This is a genomic window from Leptospira perolatii, assembly GCF_002811875.1.
Lineage (GTDB): Bacteria > Spirochaetota > Leptospiria > Leptospirales > Leptospiraceae > Leptospira_B > Leptospira_B perolatii.
On sequence record NZ_NPDZ01000002.1, the window covers coordinates 356,978 to 378,665 of the forward strand.

Annotated in this window: 17 protein-coding genes; 7 read left to right on the top strand and 10 right to left on the bottom strand. The window is 42.7% G+C overall.

The window, feature by feature from the left end; all coding sequences use genetic code 11:
- The first annotated feature begins 122 nt into the window (after positions 1-122).
- Both CH373_RS05415 and amt read left to right on the top strand, forming a co-directional pair.
- On the top strand, positions 123-374 hold the full coding sequence (locus tag CH373_RS05415; RefSeq protein WP_100713078.1) for a hypothetical protein: 252 nt from the start codon (positions 123-125) through the stop codon (positions 372-374).
- A 299-nt stretch (positions 375-673) separates the two neighbouring features.
- Positions 674-3,031 carry an ammonium transporter gene (gene amt, locus CH373_RS05420; protein WP_100713079.1) on the top strand — a complete coding sequence of 786 codons (2,358 nt, stop codon included), beginning with the start codon at positions 674-676 and terminating at the stop codon, positions 3,029-3,031.
- An 11-nt stretch (positions 3,032-3,042) separates the two neighbouring features.
- On the opposite strand, the gene CH373_RS05425 is transcribed toward amt, so the two are convergent.
- The 4 genes from CH373_RS05425 to leuC form a co-directional block, all read right to left on the bottom strand.
- Entirely contained in the window at positions 3,043-3,900 is an 858-nt protein-coding gene (locus tag CH373_RS05425; RefSeq protein WP_100713080.1) for a lysophospholipid acyltransferase family protein, read from the bottom strand.
- Positions 3,900-5,120, bottom strand: coding sequence for an MFS transporter (locus CH373_RS05430; protein ID WP_243393271.1), 1,221 nt, complete (start codon positions 5,118-5,120; stop codon positions 3,900-3,902). Before CH373_RS05430 ends, CH373_RS05425 begins: the two co-directional genes overlap by 1 nt.
- 154 nt (positions 5,121-5,274) lie before the next feature.
- Positions 5,275-5,907, bottom strand: coding sequence for a 3-isopropylmalate dehydratase small subunit (gene leuD / locus CH373_RS05435; RefSeq protein ID WP_100713081.1), 633 nt, complete (start codon positions 5,905-5,907; stop codon positions 5,275-5,277).
- Positions 5,904-7,319, bottom strand: coding sequence for a 3-isopropylmalate dehydratase large subunit (gene leuC / locus CH373_RS05440; RefSeq protein WP_100713082.1), 1,416 nt, complete (start codon positions 7,317-7,319; stop codon positions 5,904-5,906). The genes leuD and leuC overlap by 4 nt, the downstream gene beginning before the upstream one ends.
- Positions 7,320-7,409: 90 nt before the next feature.
- On the opposite strand from leuC, the gene CH373_RS05445 reads away from it, so the two are divergent.
- A complete protein-coding gene (locus CH373_RS05445) occupies positions 7,410-8,279 on the top strand; it encodes a LysR family transcriptional regulator (RefSeq protein ID WP_100713083.1) in 870 nt (289 codons plus the stop codon).
- Positions 8,280-8,316: 37 nt separating this feature from the next.
- On the opposite strand, the gene CH373_RS05450 is transcribed toward CH373_RS05445, so the two are convergent.
- Entirely contained in the window at positions 8,317-9,318 is a 1,002-nt protein-coding gene (locus tag CH373_RS05450) for an alpha/beta hydrolase (protein WP_100713084.1), read from the bottom strand.
- A 198-nt stretch (positions 9,319-9,516) separates the two neighbouring features.
- Between CH373_RS05450 and CH373_RS05455 the strand changes: the two genes are divergently transcribed.
- The 3 genes from CH373_RS05455 to lsa20 all read left to right on the top strand — a co-directional run bounded on the left by CH373_RS05455 (position 9,517) and on the right by lsa20 (position 12,240).
- Positions 9,517-10,089: a GyrI-like domain-containing protein gene (locus tag CH373_RS05455; RefSeq protein WP_100713085.1), complete on the top strand. Its 573-nt coding sequence runs from the start codon at positions 9,517-9,519 to the stop codon at positions 10,087-10,089.
- A gap of 75 nt (positions 10,090-10,164) precedes the next feature.
- On the top strand, positions 10,165-11,637 hold the full coding sequence (locus CH373_RS05460) for a discoidin domain-containing protein (RefSeq protein WP_100713086.1): 1,473 nt from the start codon (positions 10,165-10,167) through the stop codon (positions 11,635-11,637).
- 12 nt (positions 11,638-11,649) lie between these two features.
- Positions 11,650-12,240 (top strand): LIC11469 family lipoprotein adhesin Lsa20, encoded by a 591-nt coding sequence (lsa20, locus tag CH373_RS05465; RefSeq protein WP_243393272.1) that lies wholly within the window; start codon positions 11,650-11,652, stop codon positions 12,238-12,240.
- Here lsa20 and CH373_RS05470 read toward each other — a convergent pair.
- From CH373_RS05470 to CH373_RS05490, 5 genes are all read right to left on the bottom strand, one after another.
- Positions 12,237-12,830: an MORN repeat-containing protein gene (locus tag CH373_RS05470; protein WP_100713087.1), complete on the bottom strand. Its 594-nt coding sequence runs from the start codon at positions 12,828-12,830 to the stop codon at positions 12,237-12,239. The two genes, lsa20 and CH373_RS05470, sit on opposite strands and share 4 nt — an antisense overlap.
- A gap of 42 nt (positions 12,831-12,872) precedes the next feature.
- Entirely contained in the window at positions 12,873-14,600 is a 1,728-nt protein-coding gene (locus CH373_RS05475) for a glycosyl hydrolase family 67 (protein ID WP_100713088.1), read from the bottom strand.
- A 4-nt stretch (positions 14,601-14,604) separates the two neighbouring features.
- Positions 14,605-15,471 carry a DMT family transporter gene (locus CH373_RS05480; protein ID WP_100713089.1) on the bottom strand — a complete coding sequence of 289 codons (867 nt, stop codon included), beginning with the start codon at positions 15,469-15,471 and terminating at the stop codon, positions 14,605-14,607.
- A gap of 87 nt (positions 15,472-15,558) precedes the next feature.
- A complete protein-coding gene (locus CH373_RS05485; protein WP_100713090.1) occupies positions 15,559-16,620 on the bottom strand; it encodes a fatty acid desaturase in 1,062 nt (353 codons plus the stop codon).
- A 98-nt stretch (positions 16,621-16,718) separates the two neighbouring features.
- Positions 16,719-17,819, bottom strand: coding sequence for an AraC family transcriptional regulator (locus CH373_RS05490; RefSeq protein WP_100713091.1), 1,101 nt, complete (start codon positions 17,817-17,819; stop codon positions 16,719-16,721).
- 304 nt (positions 17,820-18,123) lie between these two features.
- Between CH373_RS05490 and CH373_RS05495 the strand changes: the two genes are divergently transcribed.
- The gene (locus tag CH373_RS05495) at positions 18,124-21,684 is read left to right on the top strand and encodes a hypothetical protein (protein WP_100713092.1); all 3,561 of its coding nucleotides are present in this window, start codon (positions 18,124-18,126) and stop codon (positions 21,682-21,684) included.
- Positions 21,685-21,688: the final 4 nt, after the last annotated feature.

Here is a 21,688-nt window from a genome sequence, read left to right on the forward strand (position 1 = left end):
TCTGAAAAGGGAGGTTTCATTCCAAAATTTTTAGGGCTGGTTCCGGATTCTAAGTGAATTTAGATTATTTCCGTGCCAGTCTATAGTTTATCTTTTACTTAAGGGATAAACGGAGGAATGAAATGGCTTTATTACTAAGAAAACGGGGGATCGTCCTATTGATTTTTGCAATCTCTTTGTTTGCCTGCTCAGACTTGAAAGAGGCCTATGGGATGAAATCTGATGACGACAAGAAGAAGTGTGACGATGGAAAGGTGCTATACCTCAGTTGTCTCGGAGCCTACCCAGGGAATCCGTACGCGAATACCTACTGCAACGGGCCTTATCTGGCTTTGGTTTCAGCCTGCGGCGGATCTGGCTCAAGCGGGTATTAATACATTATCATTCAATAATAAACTAATTTTAGAATTTTAGATTTTAGAGGAATTATAATGTTGTAGTTGGCCTTGTGAAAATTTCATGAATGTGCCATTCTTGTGTTAATTGTTCTGATATTCAATCCATTTAGGTCGGTTATAGTGCGGGTGAGTGTAGAACGCTTCTATAACTCGGCCTTGTTTTGTTAGTAAATAAATTTCTTTTGGCAATTCCAAAATAAACGCGTAAAGTATTGGGTGGTTTGTAAAGCAATTACTGCTTCGGTAGGGTGAATTCTATTACGGAGGAGTCACCGATGAAGAACTTGAGTGCTCAAAAAGATTTTCCCACCTGGTTAAAAACAATAACGATACTTTTGATTCTATTCGGTATAAATACCGATTCCATCTATTCAGAATCTCATGCTAAGACTCTCGCGAAGGATGTGGACATACTCTGGGTTGTTCTATCCGCAGCTCTGGTATTCTTTATGCAGGCAGGTTTTTTAATGTTGGAGACTGGTTTATCCAGGTTAAAAAATACGATCAATGTCGCGGTCAAAAATCTTACGGACTATTTAGTTGCTACTGTAGGATTTTTTGCAATTGGATTCGGTATAATGTGGGGATCTTCCTACCAAGGATGGTTAGGGATCGAACACTTTATGCTGATGGATCTCTCTACCGGAAAGGAATACGCTTTTTTTCTATTCCAAGTAGCCTTTATGGGAACCGCGGCCACGATCGTCTCTGGGGCTGTTGCGGAAAGAATTAAATTTTCTGCATATATATACGCGTCTATATTCGTTTCCCTTTTTGTATATCCGATATTTGGTCACTGGGCTTGGGGAGGTGGATGGTTATCACGGATCGGCTTCATGGACTTTGCAGGATCGACTGTGGTACACTCATTAGGCGGTTGGTTTGCGCTGGCAGGTGCGATTTTACTCGGGCCAAGGATCGGTAAATTTTCAAAAGACGGAAAAGCTGAAAAGATTCCAGGACACGAATTGACTTCTTCGGTGCTTGGAGTTTTTATTCTCTGGTTCGGTTGGTTCGGATTTAATGGAGGTAGTACATTAGCTTTTAATGATTTAGTTCCTTTGATTATCGTAAATACTTGCCTCGCGGCTAGTACGGGAGGATTCTCCTCTCTTTTAATCTCCTGGGCACTACAAAGAAAACCTTCTGTAGAAAGTACAATCGACGGAACCTTGGGAGGCTTGGTCGCGATTACCGCAGGTTGCAACGTATTGTCTCCGATATCGGCTTGTATTATAGGAATCATTGCAGGAGCTACTGTGATTTTTGCGGCGAGGATCTTGGAGCTATTTCATATAGACGACGTGGTAAACGCTTTTCCGATTCATGGAGTCTGCGGAATGATTGGTACAGTTGCGATCCCACTTTTTAAAGGATTCAATTTAGAAGCTCTAAAAGTCCAGGCAATCGGTGTGGCTGCTTGTGCCGGATGGTCCTTCGGTCTCGGGGTACTGTTCTTCCTGCTTCTCAAGATGACGATTGGAATCCGGGTCACTCGCCAAATGGAAGAAGACGGCCTCAACTTTGCAGAACACGGAGCAGGTTCTAGTTGGTTGGATCTATTAGGTTCTTTGCAAGAACTTTCTAGCGGTGCAGGAGATCTTTCTAGACAACTTAGAGTAGAAAAAGGGAGCGAGGCAGGCGCGGCCGCTGAATTGATGAATCGGTTCTTTACAACTCTTGCGGTCATGGTCAAATCGATTCAAGACAAGGCCGACGAACTCAGAAATTCTTCCTCTGCGCTTAATTCTTCTTGGGCTGTAGTGGATTCTAAAATTCAGAACCAATCTGCGAACTTCGATGAAGTAGAGGCTGTCGCCGAGGGATTTAGATCAGCATTTTATCGTATCGCTAGCAACGCGGACGAACAGCAGGAAATAGAATCGAATAATACAAAACTAATATTCGATTTGATTCAGGAATTCAGACTGATGGGAACTTCTTTGACGGATTCCAAAAATACCTCTGAAAAAGCTTTCGCGGTCTCTAAGCAGAGTACGAATGAAATGGAGCATTTGGCGACCGGGTTCGCTCGAATGGTAGAGTCCACAAAGAAAGTAGAAGAAATGATACAACTTCTGTCTGAAATCTCGGATCGATTAGGAATGCTTTCTCTAAACGCTTCCATCGAGGCCGCAAGATCTGGCGCAGCGGGAAGGGGCTTTTCCGTAGTCGCGAGCGAAGTAAACAAGCTGGCGATGTTAACCGAAGAGCATACTAAAAGAGCAGGCGGATTCTTCAAGGATATACTCACATCCGTGACTGAGTGCAGAAACTCATTCTCTACTTTGGCCGAGAATTTTTCTGGTCTGGCCGCGGAGGTAGAAAGATCCAATAAAGTTTCCGAAAGTATTTTGCAAGAAGGCCAACAGATTCAGTTCCGACTAGAAGATCTGACTTCTAGAAACGAATCACTCAGAAAGTTGAGTCTGGATATTTCTGAATCTCTAAAAAATAGACTCGCGGAACTCGATTCTCTGTTTGTCTCCCTGTCGAAAGCGAACGATTCATTCTCCGAAATATCTACTCAATCTAGGGGGCTTACAAATACTTCTGAGTTTTTGAACAGCCTCGCTGATGTATTGTTCAATCTAACTTCACGTTTCAGACTCAGGGAGGAAAAGGTAGTTTAAGCAAATCTAATTTACTCTATCTTAGGTTGATCCAAAATAGGAACTTTCCAAGCCTTTAGATTCGCCAGAACGAATTCTAAAAGAGTTTCCTGTTTTTTCCGAGCATCCATTTCCGGCGGAAGTGGAGTTCCGAATTTCATATGAATTTCGTTTTTGCGATGAAGGCTCGCGATATCTTTAAAGATTTTTCCGTTTTCCCAAAAATCTGTTCTAAGTGCCATCGGGACCACAGGGACTCCGGCTCTTGAAGCCAGCTTTACAGCGATGGAATTGAACTCACTCGGAGCAAACGTAGTGGTTCTGGTGCTTTGAGGAAATACTACGATAGAGGTTCCTCCTTTCAGAATCTTAGTGCCTTCTTCGAGTACCTTCACCAAATCTTCTCTCGGATTCGTTCTACCGACTGCGATTGGATTTCTGGACCTCATAACTGGTCCAAATAGCTTTCCTTTGACTAGACTTTCCTTTACAACGAATGTTACCGGACGAAACGGAACGATGAAGTGAGGAAGGACAAAAGTCTCAAGAACGCTCATATGGTTTCCCGCAAAAACAACCGGTCCTTGTGGACTGATTAAGTTCTCCATATTCTCTACCTGGAACTTTCCTCCGCATTTTTCTACGAGGTCGAAAATTACACCCGAAGAAACCGTCCAAGTAGGATCATCATACTTACCATCTAACGAAAGTTTTCTGCTCTTAACTATCTCACTAAAGTAACCAAGAATGAAAGGCAAGTCGCTTCCGAGCAAAAGCCTATCAAAGAGCCAGCGCTTTCTATTGGCTGGAGTGGTATAAGACAAAGATGTGCCTGGTTCCCAGTGGATTTTTACACCTAACTCTTCACGATTCAGATTTTTGGAATGCATCACGCATCTCCTTTATTTATTTCGACTATATTAAATTCCGTAGATCTCATACTTGTCCAAATGAGAAAAGCGATCAGTATTGAGACCGAAGCGGAAAAAAGGAAAACATAGGGATGTCCTACGAATTCCCAAATCCAACCTGCAAAAATACTCGCGAATAGGAGGCAAATACTTTGCCCTCCTGAAAAGGTTCCAAACGCTGTGCCCGCGTCTTTCGCCGGGACCAGATTGCTGATCCAGGCTTTGGCGATTCCTTCTGTTGAAGCTGCGTATATCCCGTACAAAAAGAATAATACAAGAAAGTGAAAGATAGAATCGCCTAACGCCATCCCGCCGTAGGAAACTGCGAACAAGGCGAACCCGAGAGATAATATCTTTCTAGGTCCAATTGAATCAGATAAGTAACCAGCGGGAATCGAAAAAGCAGCATAGACTAGATTATAAAATATGTATACATAGATCATGGCATCCTGGGAGGATAAAACCTGTTTTACATAAAACAAAAGAAACAAGTCTGAGCTATTCGCGAGTGAAAAAGTCCAGAGAAGCAGGGCAAACCTTTTGTATTTCGGCGGACTTTCTTTCCAGTATATTATGAAATCTTTGTATGATCCTCCCGGTGAAGGCGCAGCTTTTGGGTTAGAACTTTCGCGCAAAAAACTGGAAAGGAAAATTGTCAAGATTCCAGGAATTGCTGCAATGAGAAATAGTTGCGCAAAGGAAAGTCCAAAGTATCTAAAAGCAATTAGGGCAAGCAGGGGCCCTGTCACCGCGCCCAGTGTATCCATTGCTCTATGCAGACCGAAGATTTTGCCTTTGGATTTTGCCGTGGCTTCTTCAGATAATAAAGCATCCCTCGCACCAGTACGAATTCCTTTTCCCAAACGATCGATCGTCCTGGTCAAAAAAATCCAACCTATATTAGAAAATAGTACCATCATAGGCTTGGAAATTGCGCTAAGTGAATATCCGAGTCGGATAAACGGGACCCTCTTTTGAGAAACATCGCTTAACTTTCCGAAGGTGCCTTTGCTCAAGCCCGCTGTGGCTTCTGCCAGTCCTTCCAAAAAACCGATCCATGTAAAAGAGTAGCCAATACTAGAAAGATAGAGGGGCAGAATCGGATAGAGCATCTCGGATGCGATATCCGTAAGCAAACTGATCCAGCATAAAATCCAGACAGTTTTGGAGATACCGGATTGAGAATTAGAAGTGCTCAAAGATTTAGTAGTGCAAAGAGGGAATAGCCAAGTAAATCAGGCCGAGTCAAAATCAAAAGAAGAATTTGCGAAAGCATGAATTGATTTAGATTATGTTGGTTGCAGAAAGCGACCAGCCCCAAAGTTTCGATAATTCTTTGGAGCCGAACTTTGTTTAGAAATTTGTCATCGATGGCGATTTCAAGAATGGAAACCTTTTGTTGTATTCCATTTCAAATCTTAGAATCGATTCAGAAGCATGGAAGGTACTATCGATTTCATCCCAACCATGTTTGATTCGGTCGACCTGAGAAGGATCTAAAACAAAACTATATTCTTTTTGGTTTGCGGAGCAAACGAGCCTTTCTAGATCGATTTCCAATTCGCAACCGGGATTTTTTTCGACCCAGTTTGCAATTTCTAAAATCTGATCCTCTTGCAGTGCTACAAGTGCGATTCCGTTCTTTGCGCAATTGATCGAAAAAATATCCGCAAAGGACGGAGCTATCACCACTTTGAAACCAAAATCGGACAAGGCCCAAGGAGCATGCTCTCGACTAGATCCAGAGCCGAAATTTTTTCCGGAGATTAATATACTTGCGCCTTTGTATCTTTCAAAGTTGAGAGGAAAATCAGGATTCAATACTGTTTCCTCCGTATCCATATACCGCCAATCGTGAAACAAGTGTTTGCCGAATCCTTTTTTATCCACAAGCTTCATGAATTGTTTGGGAAGAATTTGATCTGTGTCTATGTTTGCTCTGAGTACTGGCACTGCGATGCCTTTATGATTTTTCCAACCGTTCATGCGATTTCTCCTTTTCCTTGGTTTGGATTTGTCAATTTTCCGTGCACCGCAGCTAACACCGCCATTTCGGGGCTGACTAAATGAGTTCTTCCTCCTCTACCTTGCCTTCCTTCGAAGTTTCGGTTCGAGGTGGATGCACATCTTTCTCCTGGCTTTAGTACATCGTCATTCATTGCTAGACACATAGAACATCCGGGTTCTCTCCATTCAAACCCCGCTTCTATAAAGATCCGATCCAATCCTTCCTTTTCCGCCTGCCTTTTGACTCTGCCGGATCCGGGAACTACGATCGCATGTACTCTGTTAGATACTTTTTTTCCCTTGGCCAAGGTCGCTGCATTTCTCAAATCTTCCGTTCTAGAATTCGTGCAGGAGCCTATGAACACCTTGTCGATTTCAATTTCTGAAACCAGAGTTCCTGGCATTAAGCCCATATAAGCGAGAGCCCTTTTCGCAGATTCTTTTTGAGCTGGATCTGAAAAACTTTCCGGATCCGGAACAAAGCCGTCTATTGACACTGCTTGAGAAGGGTCTGTTCCCCAAGTTACCTGCGGAGAAATGGAATTTGCTTCTATGATCACGATTCGATCGTAGGAAGCTTCAAAATCTGATCTTAACTTTTCCCACGTAGACGTCGCGACATCAAATAGGGGACCCTTTGGTGATCCCTCCAAATTTCGTAGGTAAGCGAAAGTGGTCTGATCAGGCGCGATCAAACCTGCTCTTGCACCGGCTTCTATACTCATGTTGCACAAAGTCATCCTGGCATCCATCGACATTTTATATATTACGTTTCCTGAATATTCTATAACATGCCCGTTTCCACCATTCGTTCCGATCTTTGCGATCAAGGCTAAAGCTATGTCCTTTGCGGTTGTTCCGGGAGAAAGTTCTCCTTCGACACGGACCAGCATGTTTTTAGATTTTTTTTGTCTCAGTGTCTGGGTCGCGAGTACGTGTTCCACTTCGCTTGTTCCGATTCCGAAAGCCAAAGCACCGAAGGCTCCGTGAGTCGAGGTATGAGAATCTCCGCAAACGATCACTGTCCCGGGCGAGGTAAAGCCGAGCTCCGGCGCGACCACGTGGACGACTCCCTGGTCTGGGTGGTCTATATCCAAAAGCCTGATGTCAAATTCTTCGCAGTTCTTTTCTAATGTTTCCATTTGCAATTTAGAAACCGGGCCCGCCGCTTCCCTGGTTCTAAATCTCGTGGAAACATTGTGATCAACTACGGCCAAGGTCAATTCAGGACGAAATACTTTCCGATTTCTTTCTCTAAGGCCGGAAAACGCCTGCGCCGAAGTGACTTCGTGCATCAGATGACGATCCACCCAAAGCAAGTCTTCCCCGTTTATATCGCTTTGAATCACATGCGATTCCCAAAGTTTGTCGTACAAGGTTCTCGGTTTCATTCTGGCCTCCCGAATGATTAAAAAGTAACCGAAAACATAATATAATGCAAATAGATTGAAATTATATAAGCTATAACTAAATGTAATACTATGGAATTTAGACAGATACGGTATTTTCTAGAGATTTGGGAGGCCGGTACGTTCCAAAGAGCCGCTGGTCGCATGGGCCTTTCTCAGCCTGCTTTGTCTAGGCAAATTGCCCTTTTGGAGCGGGAACTTGGGAACACCTTGCTGGAAAGAGGACCCAAGGAAGTGCGATTGACTCACGAAGGTCAGACATTCTTAGAATATGCGAGAAGGATGGAGGAGCTTTGGAAGGAACTCCACGAAGCAATGCGAAAACCTGGGAAGGAACTGAGCGGAAAGTATTCTCTTTGTGCAGGCGGAACCGTTTCAGCCTGGATTCTGCCAAAAATGATTAAGAAGATTTTAGAAAAGCATCCTGATTTAGTTCTTTCGGTCCGTGAGGGTGACGCGCAGGAAACAAAGGAATTGGTTTTGAATGGTCAAGCCGATCTCGGAATACTTACCGGTCCCTTGGACGAACCTGGGCTTTCCACAGAAGAATTTTTGTCGGACAGAATCGTGCCTGTTGCAAATAAGGAACATCCAATTTTCAAAAAAAAGAAAATACGATTCAAAGATATAAATAACGAATCTTTTATATACTTTCACCCAGGTTCCGCGATTCGAAAGGCAATCGAAAAAAAAATCAAATCATTTAAGTCAGAATTTTTTCCCAAAGTGGCGATGGAATTACGAAGTGTAGAGTCGGTTATCAAAGCGATCGAGGCTGGATTGGGAATCGGCTTCCTTTCTGAATATTCCTTAAGTTCAAAACTGAAAGTGATTCCGATCGAAGAATTGGTAACAGAACGCAAATTTTTCCTTTGTCATAAAAAACAACCAAGGAAAGGGCTATCCTTGTTAAGAGAATTACTCCTTTCCATGAAGGAGTAATTCCATTTATTTATATTTCATCCCGGAAAAGACAAAATTACTTTTTCATAATTTGCTTCAGAAATTCTATCGCAGCCGATTCTACCAGTTTTTTGTCGGTTTCCACATGCATAGACGCTAAAACATGGTTTCCGTCGGAAATAGCCACTTTCCGGTTTAGAGGACTTGGGTTTTTACCGCCGAATTTGGAATATGCTTCGAGCATAGCCGGTACGCTCGCTGTTACATCTTGTTCCTTTTCGTCTTTGTAATAATATTCTAATAGAGTGGGGCAGGTTACTTTCTCGAAAACCTCATCTTTTGCGATGAGTTTTCTTAGATCCGAGATATGTTCCAAGGCAGAAAGGTACTGGTCTTTGTACCAATATTCGTAGTAATGCTCTTTCAATCTTTCACCGGGACCAATCGGTTTCGATTTGCGAATCTTTCCATTAACAAGAGCTGCGATCCATTTTCCTCCCGGAAGATAAAACAGTTTAGCTGCTACAGGTGCATAATCGTAAAAAGGAGAGAGTAGAACTATTCCGGCGATCTTATCCGGATATTTTGATGCGAGATAGGTTGCGATCAATCCGCCCATGCTAGTACCTACAATGACAACCTTTTCGCCCAACTGATTCATCATTAGAAAGGAATCTTCAGATACTTTCAGATACTCCGGATAATCCGTATCTCGGTGGTCTTCGTTGTTGGTGCCGTGGCCCGGAAGTCTGAGATAGTATGTATTTGCTTTTAATGCAGAAGCGATTCGATCCACTGAGTATTCCCCTTCTGCACGAGAGGCACCATAACCGTGAATATACAGAATTGCTAGCGGAGTCTTTCCCGGTGAATACCTTACTAGTTTTTCTTCGTTTCCGGGACGGGCATGTTTTGCAATGCTTTCGGAAAGTCTGGACTTATAAAACAAATCAAAAGTCGACGGAAGTGGACCGGGCTGCTGGTACTCATAATGAGGAAGGGTTACATAGTAGGACGCAGTATAAGCGCCAATAAGTAGAGCCAAGGCGAACAGTATTTTTTTGTTAAGAGACTTCATGAATTAAAGAAAACTTCCCAAGTTTGAAATCCAAGAGTTTTCAAAAACGGTCTTGTTTTGCAACCACTTTAGGGTCTAGAAATTTACTTGTTCCAATTAGGAGCTAACAATCGTTAATTTCTATGTCTGATTTGCGAAAAATCGTTCTATTCGAAATGTATTTGACACTATCCCAAAATAGAGGTACCCCTAAGCGCTATGAAAAAATTATCAATCGTTTTACTCTCAATAGTTCTCTTAGTTTTGGTGTTTTTTTTCTATATGGGTGCCTTTGAAACAATTCAGTTTCAGAAGGAGGTAAAGGGACCTTATTACCTTTTATACCAAAGTCATACTGGAGCTTACAAGGATATCGGTTCGGTCATCAGTACGGTCGACACTTATGCGACAGAAACAAAGCTTCCGATCGAGGCAAAATTCGGATTGTATTATGACAATCCGAATTATGTACCCGATGAAAAGTTAAGAAGTGAAGGGGGTGTTGTTCTGTCAAAAAAGGCCTACGAAGGCCTGCCTCAAAATCTGGAAAAATTCGGGGTTAGGGTGCTTCCGCAAGGAGAATATCTTGTGACTCGTTTTCCTTACAAAAACCCGCTTTCCATTTTGTTCGGAGTCTTTAAAGTATACCCAGCTTTTTCACGCTACGCCAAAGAAAACAAGTTTAAAGAGTACGTGTACAAAGAAAATGATTACAAGGATGAATTCATTTCCGAAATCTATTTGAGTGAAGATATTTTATACTTAATCCATCTTCCTCAGGCGAAAGAATAAAAAGCAGAAATAAAGTTTGCATATTCTCGCCAGGGAAATAATTTCTATCCTTGGCTTTTTCCGAGGAGATGCACTATGTATTTTCGATTTATATTGCTCTGCGCGATAACCTTGCTCGCTGTTTCTTGCGGCAAGAAACTACCAGTATCCATGATCACGGCCACTTCGATGGAAAGTGGCCTTCCTTTTGATATACTTTCTGGACAAGCCTGGAGACCTGAAAAGGGTGCTAGTTTTGTAAAGTTGCATGTCTATCCTGATGATGCTTTTACTCTTTCCAAAATTGAAATCAATTCCTGTGGAGGAAATTTTAGCGACGTAGTCACTGCCTATATTAATTTTGATGAATATAGTCAGGATTTGACTTCGGATGGAGCCAAGGCATCAGTGTCTTTTGAAACTCCTAGAAATGCTAGATCAGTTACATTCAACTTTCATAAGAACACTGACCTTTGCATCGATAAGGTTGTATTTTATGATGAAAAGGGCTCTAAACTGAACTTGAAAGCCCCCAAAGTAGTAGAGGCAAGCGTAAAAGCTTCGGAAACCGCAAAGCCTTACCTATCGTACGACGCTATGAATTTATTCGATTCTAGATATGAATACGCGTGGGCGTCTGACGACCATGGCGTGGGCGTCACGCTTGATTTTGATTTTAAGGAAGAGCAAAAAATTGAATCATTAAAGATTTGGAATGGATACCAAAGATCTGATGTGCACTGCTTCTCGAACGGTAGACTGAAGGAAGCTACTCTTACCGGAGATAACGGCTACCAGGCAAAAGTCGCTGTGGAAGATATTCTAGGCCCTCAGACAGTAAAGCTCGAAAAACCTTTTAAGGGAAAGCATCTTCGTTTAACAGTGGATTCAATCTACAAAGGGAAGACCTATAAAGGATTAGTATTAAGCGAAATCCGTTTTTTTGATGGAGACGACTGGGTCCTCGCGAGTCCGATTGAACAGGTCAAGAAAATCGCAAAAGAAAATTCTCTGCAGTTTACGGCGGCTGGAGCCAACGGAGTACTCAATTGGAGTTTTATAGGTGGAGAATTGTACGGAGATATTCCTGTTTCAGGGGCAGGATCCAGTGAAGCTCCGGATTCTCAGGCTGTCGCAGAAGCAAATCCGACTCCCTCCGAGGATTTTGCTCAACCAGAATCTTCGAATTGGACCCTCAGGTTGCGTACGGATGGAAGCATGTTTTTGGAAGGAAACACTCGAGAGTCAGACGGGGCAACCGGAACCAATAGAAGTTTTTTTGCATTAGGAAATTTTGAAGTAAAAGAAGCAAAGCCAGATAATTTGAAGCTCAGGATCTTCGGTTTTGTGAGAACTTTTACGGAAAAGGAATACAACGAGGATTACTACGGAGGAGATTGCAACGGTTGTGGTAGGGATTGCAATATGGCAAACGATGATCCGAATAAAAAGGAAAAGATTTTTCAAGAATTCATTCGGATTAAAAAAGTGGGAAACAAGTTGTATGTGCAAAATGAGAATCCGAACAAAATTTTCCACTTTAAGACTTTGGAATTGAATAACGAATAGAAGTTGAGAGACATGAAGAAACTTCAGATTCTTTTTCTAATCGCCGTTGCGATCTGGTTTTGGGGCTGCGATAAGCCAGGCGAATCCAAGGGAGACCAATTTTCTCTGAACCTCGCCGGCAAAGAAGGCGCGGTTCCAGTAAAAGTACTCTGGGAATACAAGGGATTACCGGGAAAGATGGAAATCTACGAGCTCGCTTCGCAAAGGCCGGTCAAACTTTGGGATACCCAGGCCTATGATTCTATCGAGAAAGCTCCGGTTTCGAAACCAATTGAAGATTCAAAGTTGGTTTTGGTCGCCGGAGACACCAGAAAATTCGCATTAGTATATAAGAATCCTCTAAATGAGACTCTGCATTTTTTTGCGGCTCCTCATTCGGTACAGCCACCCGAATTCGGATTTGGATTCAAGTTCAAGTGTTTATGCGTAAATCACCTCTTCAAAGTAGGGCCGAATCAAGTTTGGGTAAGAGTGGTAGAGCTTAGAACCATGCCGAACTGGAAGAGCGATCCTTTTCAGATCACGCATACATTGATTCGAGTAGCAGCCGACCAGGCTGCTCAATGGGAAAAGCCCGAATCCGGTTCTGGAAATCCGGATTAGTTTTTAGGACAATAGATAGTCTTTGATTGCATGGAGCAGGTGGCTTGAGTCCCATCTGCTCTTGTATAAGTGCCCGGTCCGGAATTATTAGAATCTAGAAATTCCGCTTCTAATGTACTTCCGTCGGAAAAAGTTACTTTTGCGTTCCCTTTCAGTATTCCCTTGGAAAAGTTTCCTTCCATTTTAGTTCCGTTCTTGAATGTATAAACTCCGGCTCCCTCTTTTAGATCTTGAGAATACATACCTTGGAAAGAATCTCCGTTTTTGTATTGGAAGTTTCCCTCTCCCTCTCTCGAGCCGCTTTTGAAACTGCCTTCGTACTTATCGCCCGTGGAATATAAATAGGTTCCTCTACCGTTTTCGCAATCGCCTTGTTCGCAGGTTCCGTCTTCGGAAGTTTCCATATCTAAGGATCGATTGGAAGCTCGCACATTCCCTTCGGAACCTTGTCCATCGGAAGAGGCAGAATTCGAACCGGAGTTTCCGGAGCTAGACTCTGGGGCAGAGTCTTTTTTGTCCGAAGCACAATTGAAACAAAGAATGAGTAAAACTAAACAGAGCGAGAAAGCGTTCAATAACTTGGAATGCATATCCAAATATTGAAAAACAAAATCGAGTTCGTCAATCCAGATTCAACAAAGTAGTTCGCTGATCGGCATTGCTTGCGCGTTTAAGAATGCCGGCAATTTTTTCCTTAGCTTTAAGTATGCATAATAATAGATTTTTTTGAGCAGGGGATGGAATAAGATTAGATCGACCCATCTGTAGGACCTTTTTTTTCTCAAGAACATTCTGAGCACAATTTTCATCCAAGTTTTCGGTTTGGAACCTGAGGGAAAGAATCGAAACTTGTACGCTTTCGGATATTGGTCGTGATAGATAGAAGAAAGTAAGATCGCTTCTTCATAGAGCTCGAGATAGCGCGCCGGATTGTTTTCGTACATCATCTTGCGACAAAGAAGGATTAATTGGAATGTATCATATTGGAATCTAAAATCGAAGGGGATTCCAATTTCTTTGGACAGTTCTCCCATCTTCAAAAGTGAATCTAACGCATTCTTTCCGAGTTCTAAAGATTTGTTCCGATCCTTGACAAAGGTTTGAGTCAAAAGACGAAATGGTTCGGAAACTGTGACCTTATCCCAGGTAATATGTATTAGAGGCGGAATTCTCACCCTATGAAAATACAAAGTTAGGCGAGCGAATTCAGGATCGTATAATAAGTGTTCGATGACCTGGTCGGAAAGCCTCAAAAACTCTAGAAACTTTGGCAAATTTTCCTTTCCCCAAAACTTGCCGATGCATTTTTCAACCGACCAATTTTTGGAGAACATTCTTACGGATACGAGAGAGTTCAGTTCATTCCAAAAGGAAGAGTTTTTTAGAAAAGTGATATTCTGGAAGGAAGACCATCCTCCTGTTTGAGTCCAAACGCTGATTCCGATTAAATCGGAGGAAGCATTTGCCAAAAGTCGATTTTTGTAGTTTTCGTACTGCCAGCCTACAAAGGAGGGAAATTCTCCGAAACCTTCGTATTCTCTTCGGGCTTGAAGTTCGAGTAACTTGGGGAGTCCGTCTTCGAAAAAAAGAGGATTGAGCTCCATGTATCTGAAGAAATCTCCTTCGCCATATTTCATGGAGACTACGAGGGACTTGCTTTTGATGCCTCGAAATACTTTCTTGTATGTGCTTTTATTCCAGATCAGATCACCAATTGCATAGGCTCCTAAGGTCCAGGTTCTAAAAACCAGTGTCTTTTTATACTGCTCGAATATCGGCAGAATTTCTAGGAGTAACTGTCTCGCGTCTTCAGGCTTGCGAATCAGTAATTTACTTTTGAACTCTTTCTGTACATCGACTCCATCGGATTCTCCGATTCTAAGTATCACTCCTTGCACGTCCGGAAATCGTTCGAAAACCTGCTTTAGAGATTCTGCAAATACTTTTCGGCAAGCAGGCAGTTTCCCGTCGGTTTGTATTCTAAGGCTTTCGTTTAATGGTAAAAAGTCGGTTGTCAAAAAAACGTTTAGTCCGCTTTTTCTAGCGATCGAAAACAGTTTTTTATATTTCTTTTGATAGCCATGGATTTTCTTTTTCAAAAGCTCGGGATAAAAAGGATGAGCAACTAAATAACAAAGCTCATCCAGGCTAATCGAGTTAAAACCCAAATCAGAAACTCTTTTTGCATAGACTTGAAAAGACTTTCTTACTTTCTTATGCTTTTTTCGGGAGAGCTTGGAGCCTTTTTCAAGCTTTGCGATCGGAGCCTTTGACCAATTCGTCGTGCCTTCTTCTTTTTCCAAAAAAAAAGGTCCCGAAGCGTCTACAATCGATAAGAAGGTCTTCGAGCTGGTTGGCATTCGATCATTCCTTTCTTCGTTGGTAGCGAATGGTTTCTACCAAGGCGGCGGTCAAGATCAAGACGCCTCCGATAAGATCTTGCCCCCTCGGAATTTCTTTCAGCAGTAACCAAGCCAATAAACTGGAATAGACCGGTTGTACAGTAGTCATCAAAGCGACTGTTTTTACTTTCATATAAAAAACCGCTCTGATATACAAAGTATGCGCGAATGCTGTAAAGAACACTCCGAGTAAAATGACGAGAAACCACTCCTTTTCGGTCTTGAAGATAGGCTCCAAAAAGATGGAAGGGGTTAAGATTACACAGCAAACCACTGTTTGGTGAAATAGAACAGTGGAGGATGGATGACTGGAAAGATGGATCTTGGTCCACAGGTTTCGAAATGCGAGTGCAAAGGCAGAAGTCAATCCCAGGAGAACGCCTAACGCGTATTTATTGCTTAGTTGAAATTCCGGAACTAATATCCACATCGCGAATAAAACTACAAGGGACATGACAACGTCCAAAGGCTTGATTCTAGTTTTAAAGTGAAAAGGCTCCAGGAGCACGGTCCACACAGGATGCGTAAAAAGTGTGACCACGGCGATTGCTACGGAAGATACCTGGGCAGACGCGAAAAAAGTGACCCAGTGCAAGGCCAGGAGCAATCCTGAGCACAAAGACCAAAAATTTTCCTTTTTGTGCGGAAAGAGGAGGGGGCGCTTTCGCAGCAATAAAAAGCCGCCTAGAACCAGGCTTGCAAAGAAGGTTCTTCCCCAAGTGATGAGTGACGGCGATTGTGAAAGCAGATGCGCAAACAATACGTTCCCGCTGATAATCAACTGAGATAGTTGCAGTTCTATATAATTTCGTAATCGATTTTCTTCCATCGGAATAATCGATACCAGAATGCAAAAGCGAGAGTCTTAGAAAAGGAAACTTTTTCTCCCTCGCTCATTTTTTACTGTAACGAAAATTTAATTTTGTGTTACTAACATCGGTTCGGTTTTGCGAAATCTATTTGCCCGAAATATGCTTCCGAAGTCATTGAATCGGATCCCGTATTTTTTCATCGCGGGATGCACAAACGGAGCTACAGCCTGCCTGAGATAAAAAGGTTGATTTACCACGAAATGATGGATTCCGTGTGTGCTTCCAAAATTGAAGCAGAATAGATGGAGCGGAAATAAATACCATTTATTCAAGACTTGCGTTTGTTCGTACAATCCTTTCACATCTCCGTAATAGTGCATATTTGAAGAAACCAATTGGATTACGGTCTGGCGTATCCAGTTTGGAATCAGATAAATGACTGCCGCTATATTGAGGAATTCCTTCACTGTGTTCATCCATTCTGGGAATTGAACCGGATGGGATAAAAATCCGTTGATTAAATAAATCGCATGGATTCCTAGAAAGCCGTACCAAAGATGATAAAACAAAACCAGAAAAGGCCAACTTGATAAAGTAATCTCGGAACGCGAAAATTTGGGGGCATCTTCTTTTAGTTCTTTTACGTGCGCAAGAAACGAAATGTTTCCGTCAATCGTCGTCAGAAGTCTTAAGATTCCAAAGTTCATGCCGTTCCCGATCAATCTTTCTTCAATATCGTCCTTGTGACCGGACACTTTGTGATGGTGAAGGTGTATCATCCTTCTATACCAAGGGCTGACAGTATTTCCTCGAAACATCCAAACGATCCAGAATAGTAAATTCTGGATTCTTATATTTTCTTTAAAATAAAGGTTATGGATCAAATCGTGTTCCATTTCATGCAAGATGGAAGCCAATATTGTATTCAAAAAAATGCAAGTAATTGGTCCTATATAACCTAAAACATAAAGCGAAGCAAACAGGATCATCCCAGTCGCCGAGCTCAGAGTGATTCCGAAGCCGATCAGATTCTGGTGTCTAAGGAAAGGGAATTTTCGACGAATCTTTCTGTCTCGGAACCGAATCCACTGAATGATCTTCCGGCTTTTATCCCTGTCTGTTCGTATTCTGTCTTCTTTAGTTTTCGTGATCTCGGCAAGGCTCATTTATCTCTCCGGTGTTTTCAATTCAGATGGCCTCAGTTTAATGATTTTTCCTCAGCGAGTCGTCGCAATTTATCAAAAGGCACTTCCGAATCGTCGCGTTAGATAAATTCTTTCCTAAATTCGGTGGGAGTTTTTCCGGTATTCTTCTGAAATGCCCTATGGAAAGAAGATTTTGTCCCGAAGCCTACTTCGAAGGCAATATCCAGAACGGAACGTGCCGGGTCTTCTTTTAACAATTTGCATGCCTCCTGAATTCGAAAGTCGTTCACAAACGCCGAAAAATTCATGCCTAATTCTTGGTTAATCAATTCTGAGATTTGGTGAGTTGTGAGTGCGAGTTCGTCCGCTAGGTCCGCGAGACTTAGCTCCTCGTCTCTGTACAATTTTTCAGAGATCATCAGCTGAATGAGATTCTCTTTTAGCGCACTTCTATCGATTCCTTGTAAAAGGGAACGCTGGTATTTTTGTCTGGTTGCTTGTGCTAAGTATTGCAGTGTTTGAAAAAATTCCGGTCTGCGATGTCCTATCAAATATGCCAAACATAGACTCATTCCGACCATAGCGGAATTCGATAAAAGGTAGATTCCTTCTTTGGTCGCTAAGAACAGAATTCCGAGTCCTACGTTCAGCATTGTAGCGAAAACTAGAAACAAAAGGATTCTCGCAGTCTTCTCTTCTCGGAGTACCTCCCATCGGAAAAGATCCCGGCTTTTCTTGAGAATCGCAGACACATAGATGAGTAATAAACCAAGGGGAACAAATACTGCGAATTCTCCCAAGGTCCCATGAACTGGATGAAGAAATTCTAAAATGGTCTTGGTCAGAAATTCGGAGGACAAAAAAATTCCGGAAAAGAAAGCCGTCCAAAAAAGGAAGGGAACGAGAAAGTGTTTCTTTTCAATTCCCCAAAATCCGATCGAAGAGTCAGAATCGAAACCGATCCTGTGGATTCCATAGAGCAAGGGGCCGAGGCTACCTAAAATCGGAAGATTCGCGCTAGCCAACCAGGGAAATCTTTGAAATTCTCCTGACAGAAATAATAGGATCGTGGCTTCGAAGCCTCCGATTGCCAGAAATAATGTGGCCAAAAGTCGGTTTAGGGCTGTTTTCCGCTCGATCGCCAATTGCCCTAAGCACATAAGCAGCCCAAGACATGCCCCAAAAAAAGTAATTCCTCGGAATACCCCAAACAAATCCATCGAATTCTATTCCAAAACCAAGTTGCTTTTGCACTTTGGATGGATCGGAAACGTACGAATACACTTGCTTGCTGTCAAGCGATCCTGTGGAGGGTGTTCCTTCCAGGCCCAAAAACGAACCGTCAAAATGGCAAGGCTATTGAATAAAATAACATTCGTTATGGATAAAACAGCGATTTTCAGGGCCGAATTTTTTTTCGAACGCACGGAGTTTTTTTACGCATAAAACTAAAATATAAGTTTGATGTAAGGGGTTGTTATGTAGCGAACGTTATCTTCTCAATCAATCGGAAAAGATAAAAACATGGATTGGATAGTGAAAAGAAACGGTAAGCGACTGGTAGCTTTGCTACTGGTCGCACTTGCTTTAGGTTGCAACAGCCATGGTGACAAGCCAGCGCCGGGCAGTTTTTCAGATAATCTAGAGCAGGGCGGAAGTCTCCATTTATTTAACCTGCTGGATGAGTACCCTTCCTTGAAGGCCGGATTCCACAGCTTAAAGCCTGCGGATTTTAATCTGAGGCTTGATAGTTCCATGAGAATCCCGGATCGAATCGATATCGTAGGATTCTTAAGAGCTTCCGGAGATATGCTTCTGAAACCAGAAGCGAATACCAGACAATCTTTGCAGAAAGTGCACGCTATTTTGGATAGATTGGAAGGAGCTCCTAACCAAGCATTCGATGTTTTGCAGCCATGGTTGGAAAGATTGCGCAATTATTCCAAACCTGTGTTGCGTAACTTGGCTCCAATCAGTCAGAACGCATTACATTATCTTTATTCTACTCTTAACAAGGAAGAGACCGAAACCAAATATAGAGAGTTCTCAACTGTATTAAAAAGGGCAGAAATTAAGGAAATCTTTATAGATCTTGAGGATGTCGCCAACAAGGCCCTGAATCAGAACGCGAATGCAAAATCTGCGATCCAAAATCTTTTGGCGGCAATGACTGATCCTAGCCTAAGTGGGGATCGAATTCTAAAAAATAAGATAGTAAAGATTTTATCTTCGATCGGAGAATCTTTCCGGAAGAGAGCAGGTTTTACAGACTTCAAATCTTCCGAAACAGTTCTGAAGGAACTCGTGATCAATCTGGAAAAATATTTCACTGTGGGTGGAGAATTTTATTCGGATCCTGCTCTTCCTGATTATCGAGATCCAAATTTCCCTGCAAATTTTTCCACAGTATTGGTCGAATCCTTTCGCTATCTAAGGCCTATGCTGACGAAAGGTGGAAATTATACCTCTGATCCGAATGTTTTGCTTTCTCAAAAACTCAGCCAAAACTTATTCAAATTAGATTTTGCTCCTACTATGACCGGTGTGGATCAATCTCTCAGAGATTTGATTCGAGTAGATTATCTGGGAAGAGACAGAGCTTACTCTATCGATAAATACACGATCAGTGCATTAGAATCTCTGATGTTCATTTTAACTCTCGCGGATACTTACGGGTTTCGGTGGGAGAATCCATCGGATACTACGATGATGAGATTAGAGCCGAATGGCTCTGTGAACGGCGGACCTATGACAGGGGGAATCCTGACTGTCGGAGATAGTATTTACTCTCTCGGCTCCGCGATGACCGGGAACCTAGGTGTAAAAGCTTTTCTGAACCAAAGCGCAAATGATGGCGCTGTGTTCAGGGACGGAGACGCTTCTACTCCCACTCCATTCCAAATTTTCTTAAATAGTCCAACTCTGACTTTGCTGGAATCTCCGGACAGAAGTATTGTACCAACTTCTAACGATCAGGTTTATATTAAGACGATTCCTTTCATGATGAGGATGATCTTAAACGTGGTTCTTTCCGGTGGTGGGCCGTACTACAACAAGAACCGAGTAGATTCTCTAGGAAATATTTATACCATAGATGGAAAACTCTATAAGAATTCCAATGGAGACGACCTGATTTACAAGTCTTCTTGGAATACCACTGAATATAGAATCAAAGTCGCTGATACTGTAAACGGAAGTTGCACTTCCGGAAGCCTTTGCAGATGGGTCGGCCCTGGTGGGAGAGAAACCACAGCTACTTTTTCGGATAACTCTTTTACTCAAGTTGCTAACGGCCAGAATGCTTCGGGAGAAAAAGGCTGGAGCATTCCGGTTTGGGAAATTGGAAAACAAGAAGTAGATCGCGCAGTAAATACCGACGAAGAAGCGATCTATAGAAATTTTCAATGGTTGTTAACCGAAAAGAGAATGGTCGCGGTGATTCCACTCCGAGCTTCCTTGGGCTCGGGGGTTCCTTACAAAATGGCTGCGTATGCAACCGTGATTGCAAACGGTTTGAAAGGATTGATGGGAGCCAGACCGATTCTGGCAGACGGCGCTTCTTGTTCCCAAAAAGTAAACGGGATCTGGAGGATCAAAGGAAATCTTTGGAAACCGGGATGCGCGACTGCGAACCAGCCAAACTTCAGAGAAGCTGGAATTCCGATCCTGCAGGAAAACTTTTCAGAGCTCCCGGGAGATAGCATGTTCTATCTCGAAGCCTGGGACTACGGAACCAGCGGTACAAGTCCAATCACCTTCAATAGCTTAGGTGATTCAAACGTTTATAATATTTTCTATCCGCCCACTTCACAGTATGGAGTGATCCCACAGGCAATCGCTGCTAATTTTCCAGTGATGGAAAGATTAGCCTTCTTGACTCCCGACAATGTTTCCCCTTCTCAAGTCGCAAGCTATTGGAATACTAGAAACAGATTGCTTCCATTGATTATTGCCTTGGCAAAAACTTTGGACGAGCAAACTGATTCAATAGGCGGAAAGAATCCTTACCAGTTGCTGACCGGCCTCAGCGCAATACTGAGCAGACCTCTACTAACGAATATTACGGATCCTGAATCTGGTTCAGGAGGAAGAACCATCACAGTCATGAAGACGATGATGGCAGACGCAAGTATTCGAAATCGTGCAGCCGGAGAAGAAGAGTATCTTTTCCGTTGGAAAGATCCAATTACGGAAAAACCGATTCGATCTATGCTCTCGATCTTGTCCGAAAACCGTATTGCGTATCAGGATGGTTTTCTGAATCTAGTCTCCCGCACAGATCTACTTTCTACTTTGGTGCAAATGCTTGCAGAAATGGGAAGACCGAGCAGAGCTAGCGGTGCGAACCAAACATTCCAGGCTATCTCAGGTTTAGTCGACGAGATTAAACTGACGAACGAATCTCCGGCCCCTAACCAGTTCAATTTACAAACTTATCTTGAAGAAGTGGAAGTTACACTCGCGGCTTATCCTGATTCTCGCCCTACCAACGTCTACGATCCGGTTTGGAATGATCTAGGCGCTTGGGCAGTCCGTCTTAGAGATTATTTCGACAAAGAGTCCATCTACAGTTTGATCCCTATGATAGATTTTTCCTTGGACATGATTTTGGACAATGTGCCGAGCCAAACCGAAATCGCCGGAATTCTGGATCTAGTAGGAAGTCTGTTTAGGAATTCCCAAGGAAACCAAGATCACTTGATTACGGAATTATTAACTTCCGATACGCCCAAATTGTTGGATGTGACCGCTCCTTATGGAAGAAGCTTAAACGGAGTCTTAATGGGGCTTTCCAAGTCCGGTGAATTCTTTTCTTATCTTGAGCAGGATATGAAAACTCCTTACTCCATCAAAGACATGTTTAGCGATACCAAAAAGCTTCTCAACTCCGAGATGATCCAAACTCCTAGACAGGACGAGTCTTCGCTGCTGTTTACCGCAGGAACGTTGATGGGGATATTTGCGGATCTGACAGAAAGAGGCCATAAACCATTCCCTGGCGGCACGGTCTTTTATGATCGTTTCAATAAAAATGAGGACTCAGATACATATTGGGACCGGTTTGTCTCGGTCTTTTCTAGGTAAGGTG

Coding starts and splice junctions, on each gene's coding strand:
- CH373_RS05415 (WP_100713078.1), top strand. CDS start 123: ATGGCTTTATTACTAAGAAAACGGGGGATCGTCCTATTGATTTTTGCA.
- amt (WP_100713079.1), top strand. CDS start 674: ATGAAGAACTTGAGTGCTCAAAAAGATTTTCCCACCTGGTTAAAAACA.
- CH373_RS05425 (WP_100713080.1), bottom strand. CDS start 3,900: ATGCATTCCAAAAATCTGAATCGTGAAGAGTTAGGTGTAAAAATCCAC.
- leuD (WP_100713081.1), bottom strand. CDS start 5,907: ATGAACGGTTGGAAAAATCATAAAGGCATCGCAGTGCCAGTACTCAGA.
- leuC (WP_100713082.1), bottom strand. CDS start 7,319: ATGAAACCGAGAACCTTGTACGACAAACTTTGGGAATCGCATGTGATT.
- CH373_RS05445 (WP_100713083.1), top strand. CDS start 7,410: ATGGAATTTAGACAGATACGGTATTTTCTAGAGATTTGGGAGGCCGGT.
- CH373_RS05450 (WP_100713084.1), bottom strand. CDS start 9,318: ATGAAGTCTCTTAACAAAAAAATACTGTTCGCCTTGGCTCTACTTATT.
- CH373_RS05455 (WP_100713085.1), top strand. CDS start 9,517: ATGAAAAAATTATCAATCGTTTTACTCTCAATAGTTCTCTTAGTTTTG.
- CH373_RS05460 (WP_100713086.1), top strand. CDS start 10,165: ATGTATTTTCGATTTATATTGCTCTGCGCGATAACCTTGCTCGCTGTT.
- lsa20 (WP_243393272.1), top strand. CDS start 11,650: ATGAAGAAACTTCAGATTCTTTTTCTAATCGCCGTTGCGATCTGGTTT.
- CH373_RS05470 (WP_100713087.1), bottom strand. CDS start 12,830: ATGCATTCCAAGTTATTGAACGCTTTCTCGCTCTGTTTAGTTTTACTC.
- CH373_RS05475 (WP_100713088.1), bottom strand. CDS start 14,600: ATGCCAACCAGCTCGAAGACCTTCTTATCGATTGTAGACGCTTCGGGA.
- CH373_RS05480 (WP_100713089.1), bottom strand. CDS start 15,471: ATGGAAGAAAATCGATTACGAAATTATATAGAACTGCAACTATCTCAG.
- CH373_RS05485 (WP_100713090.1), bottom strand. CDS start 16,620: ATGAGCCTTGCCGAGATCACGAAAACTAAAGAAGACAGAATACGAACA.
- CH373_RS05490 (WP_100713091.1), bottom strand. CDS start 17,819: ATGGATTTGTTTGGGGTATTCCGAGGAATTACTTTTTTTGGGGCATGT.
- CH373_RS05495 (WP_100713092.1), top strand. CDS start 18,124: ATGGATTGGATAGTGAAAAGAAACGGTAAGCGACTGGTAGCTTTGCTA.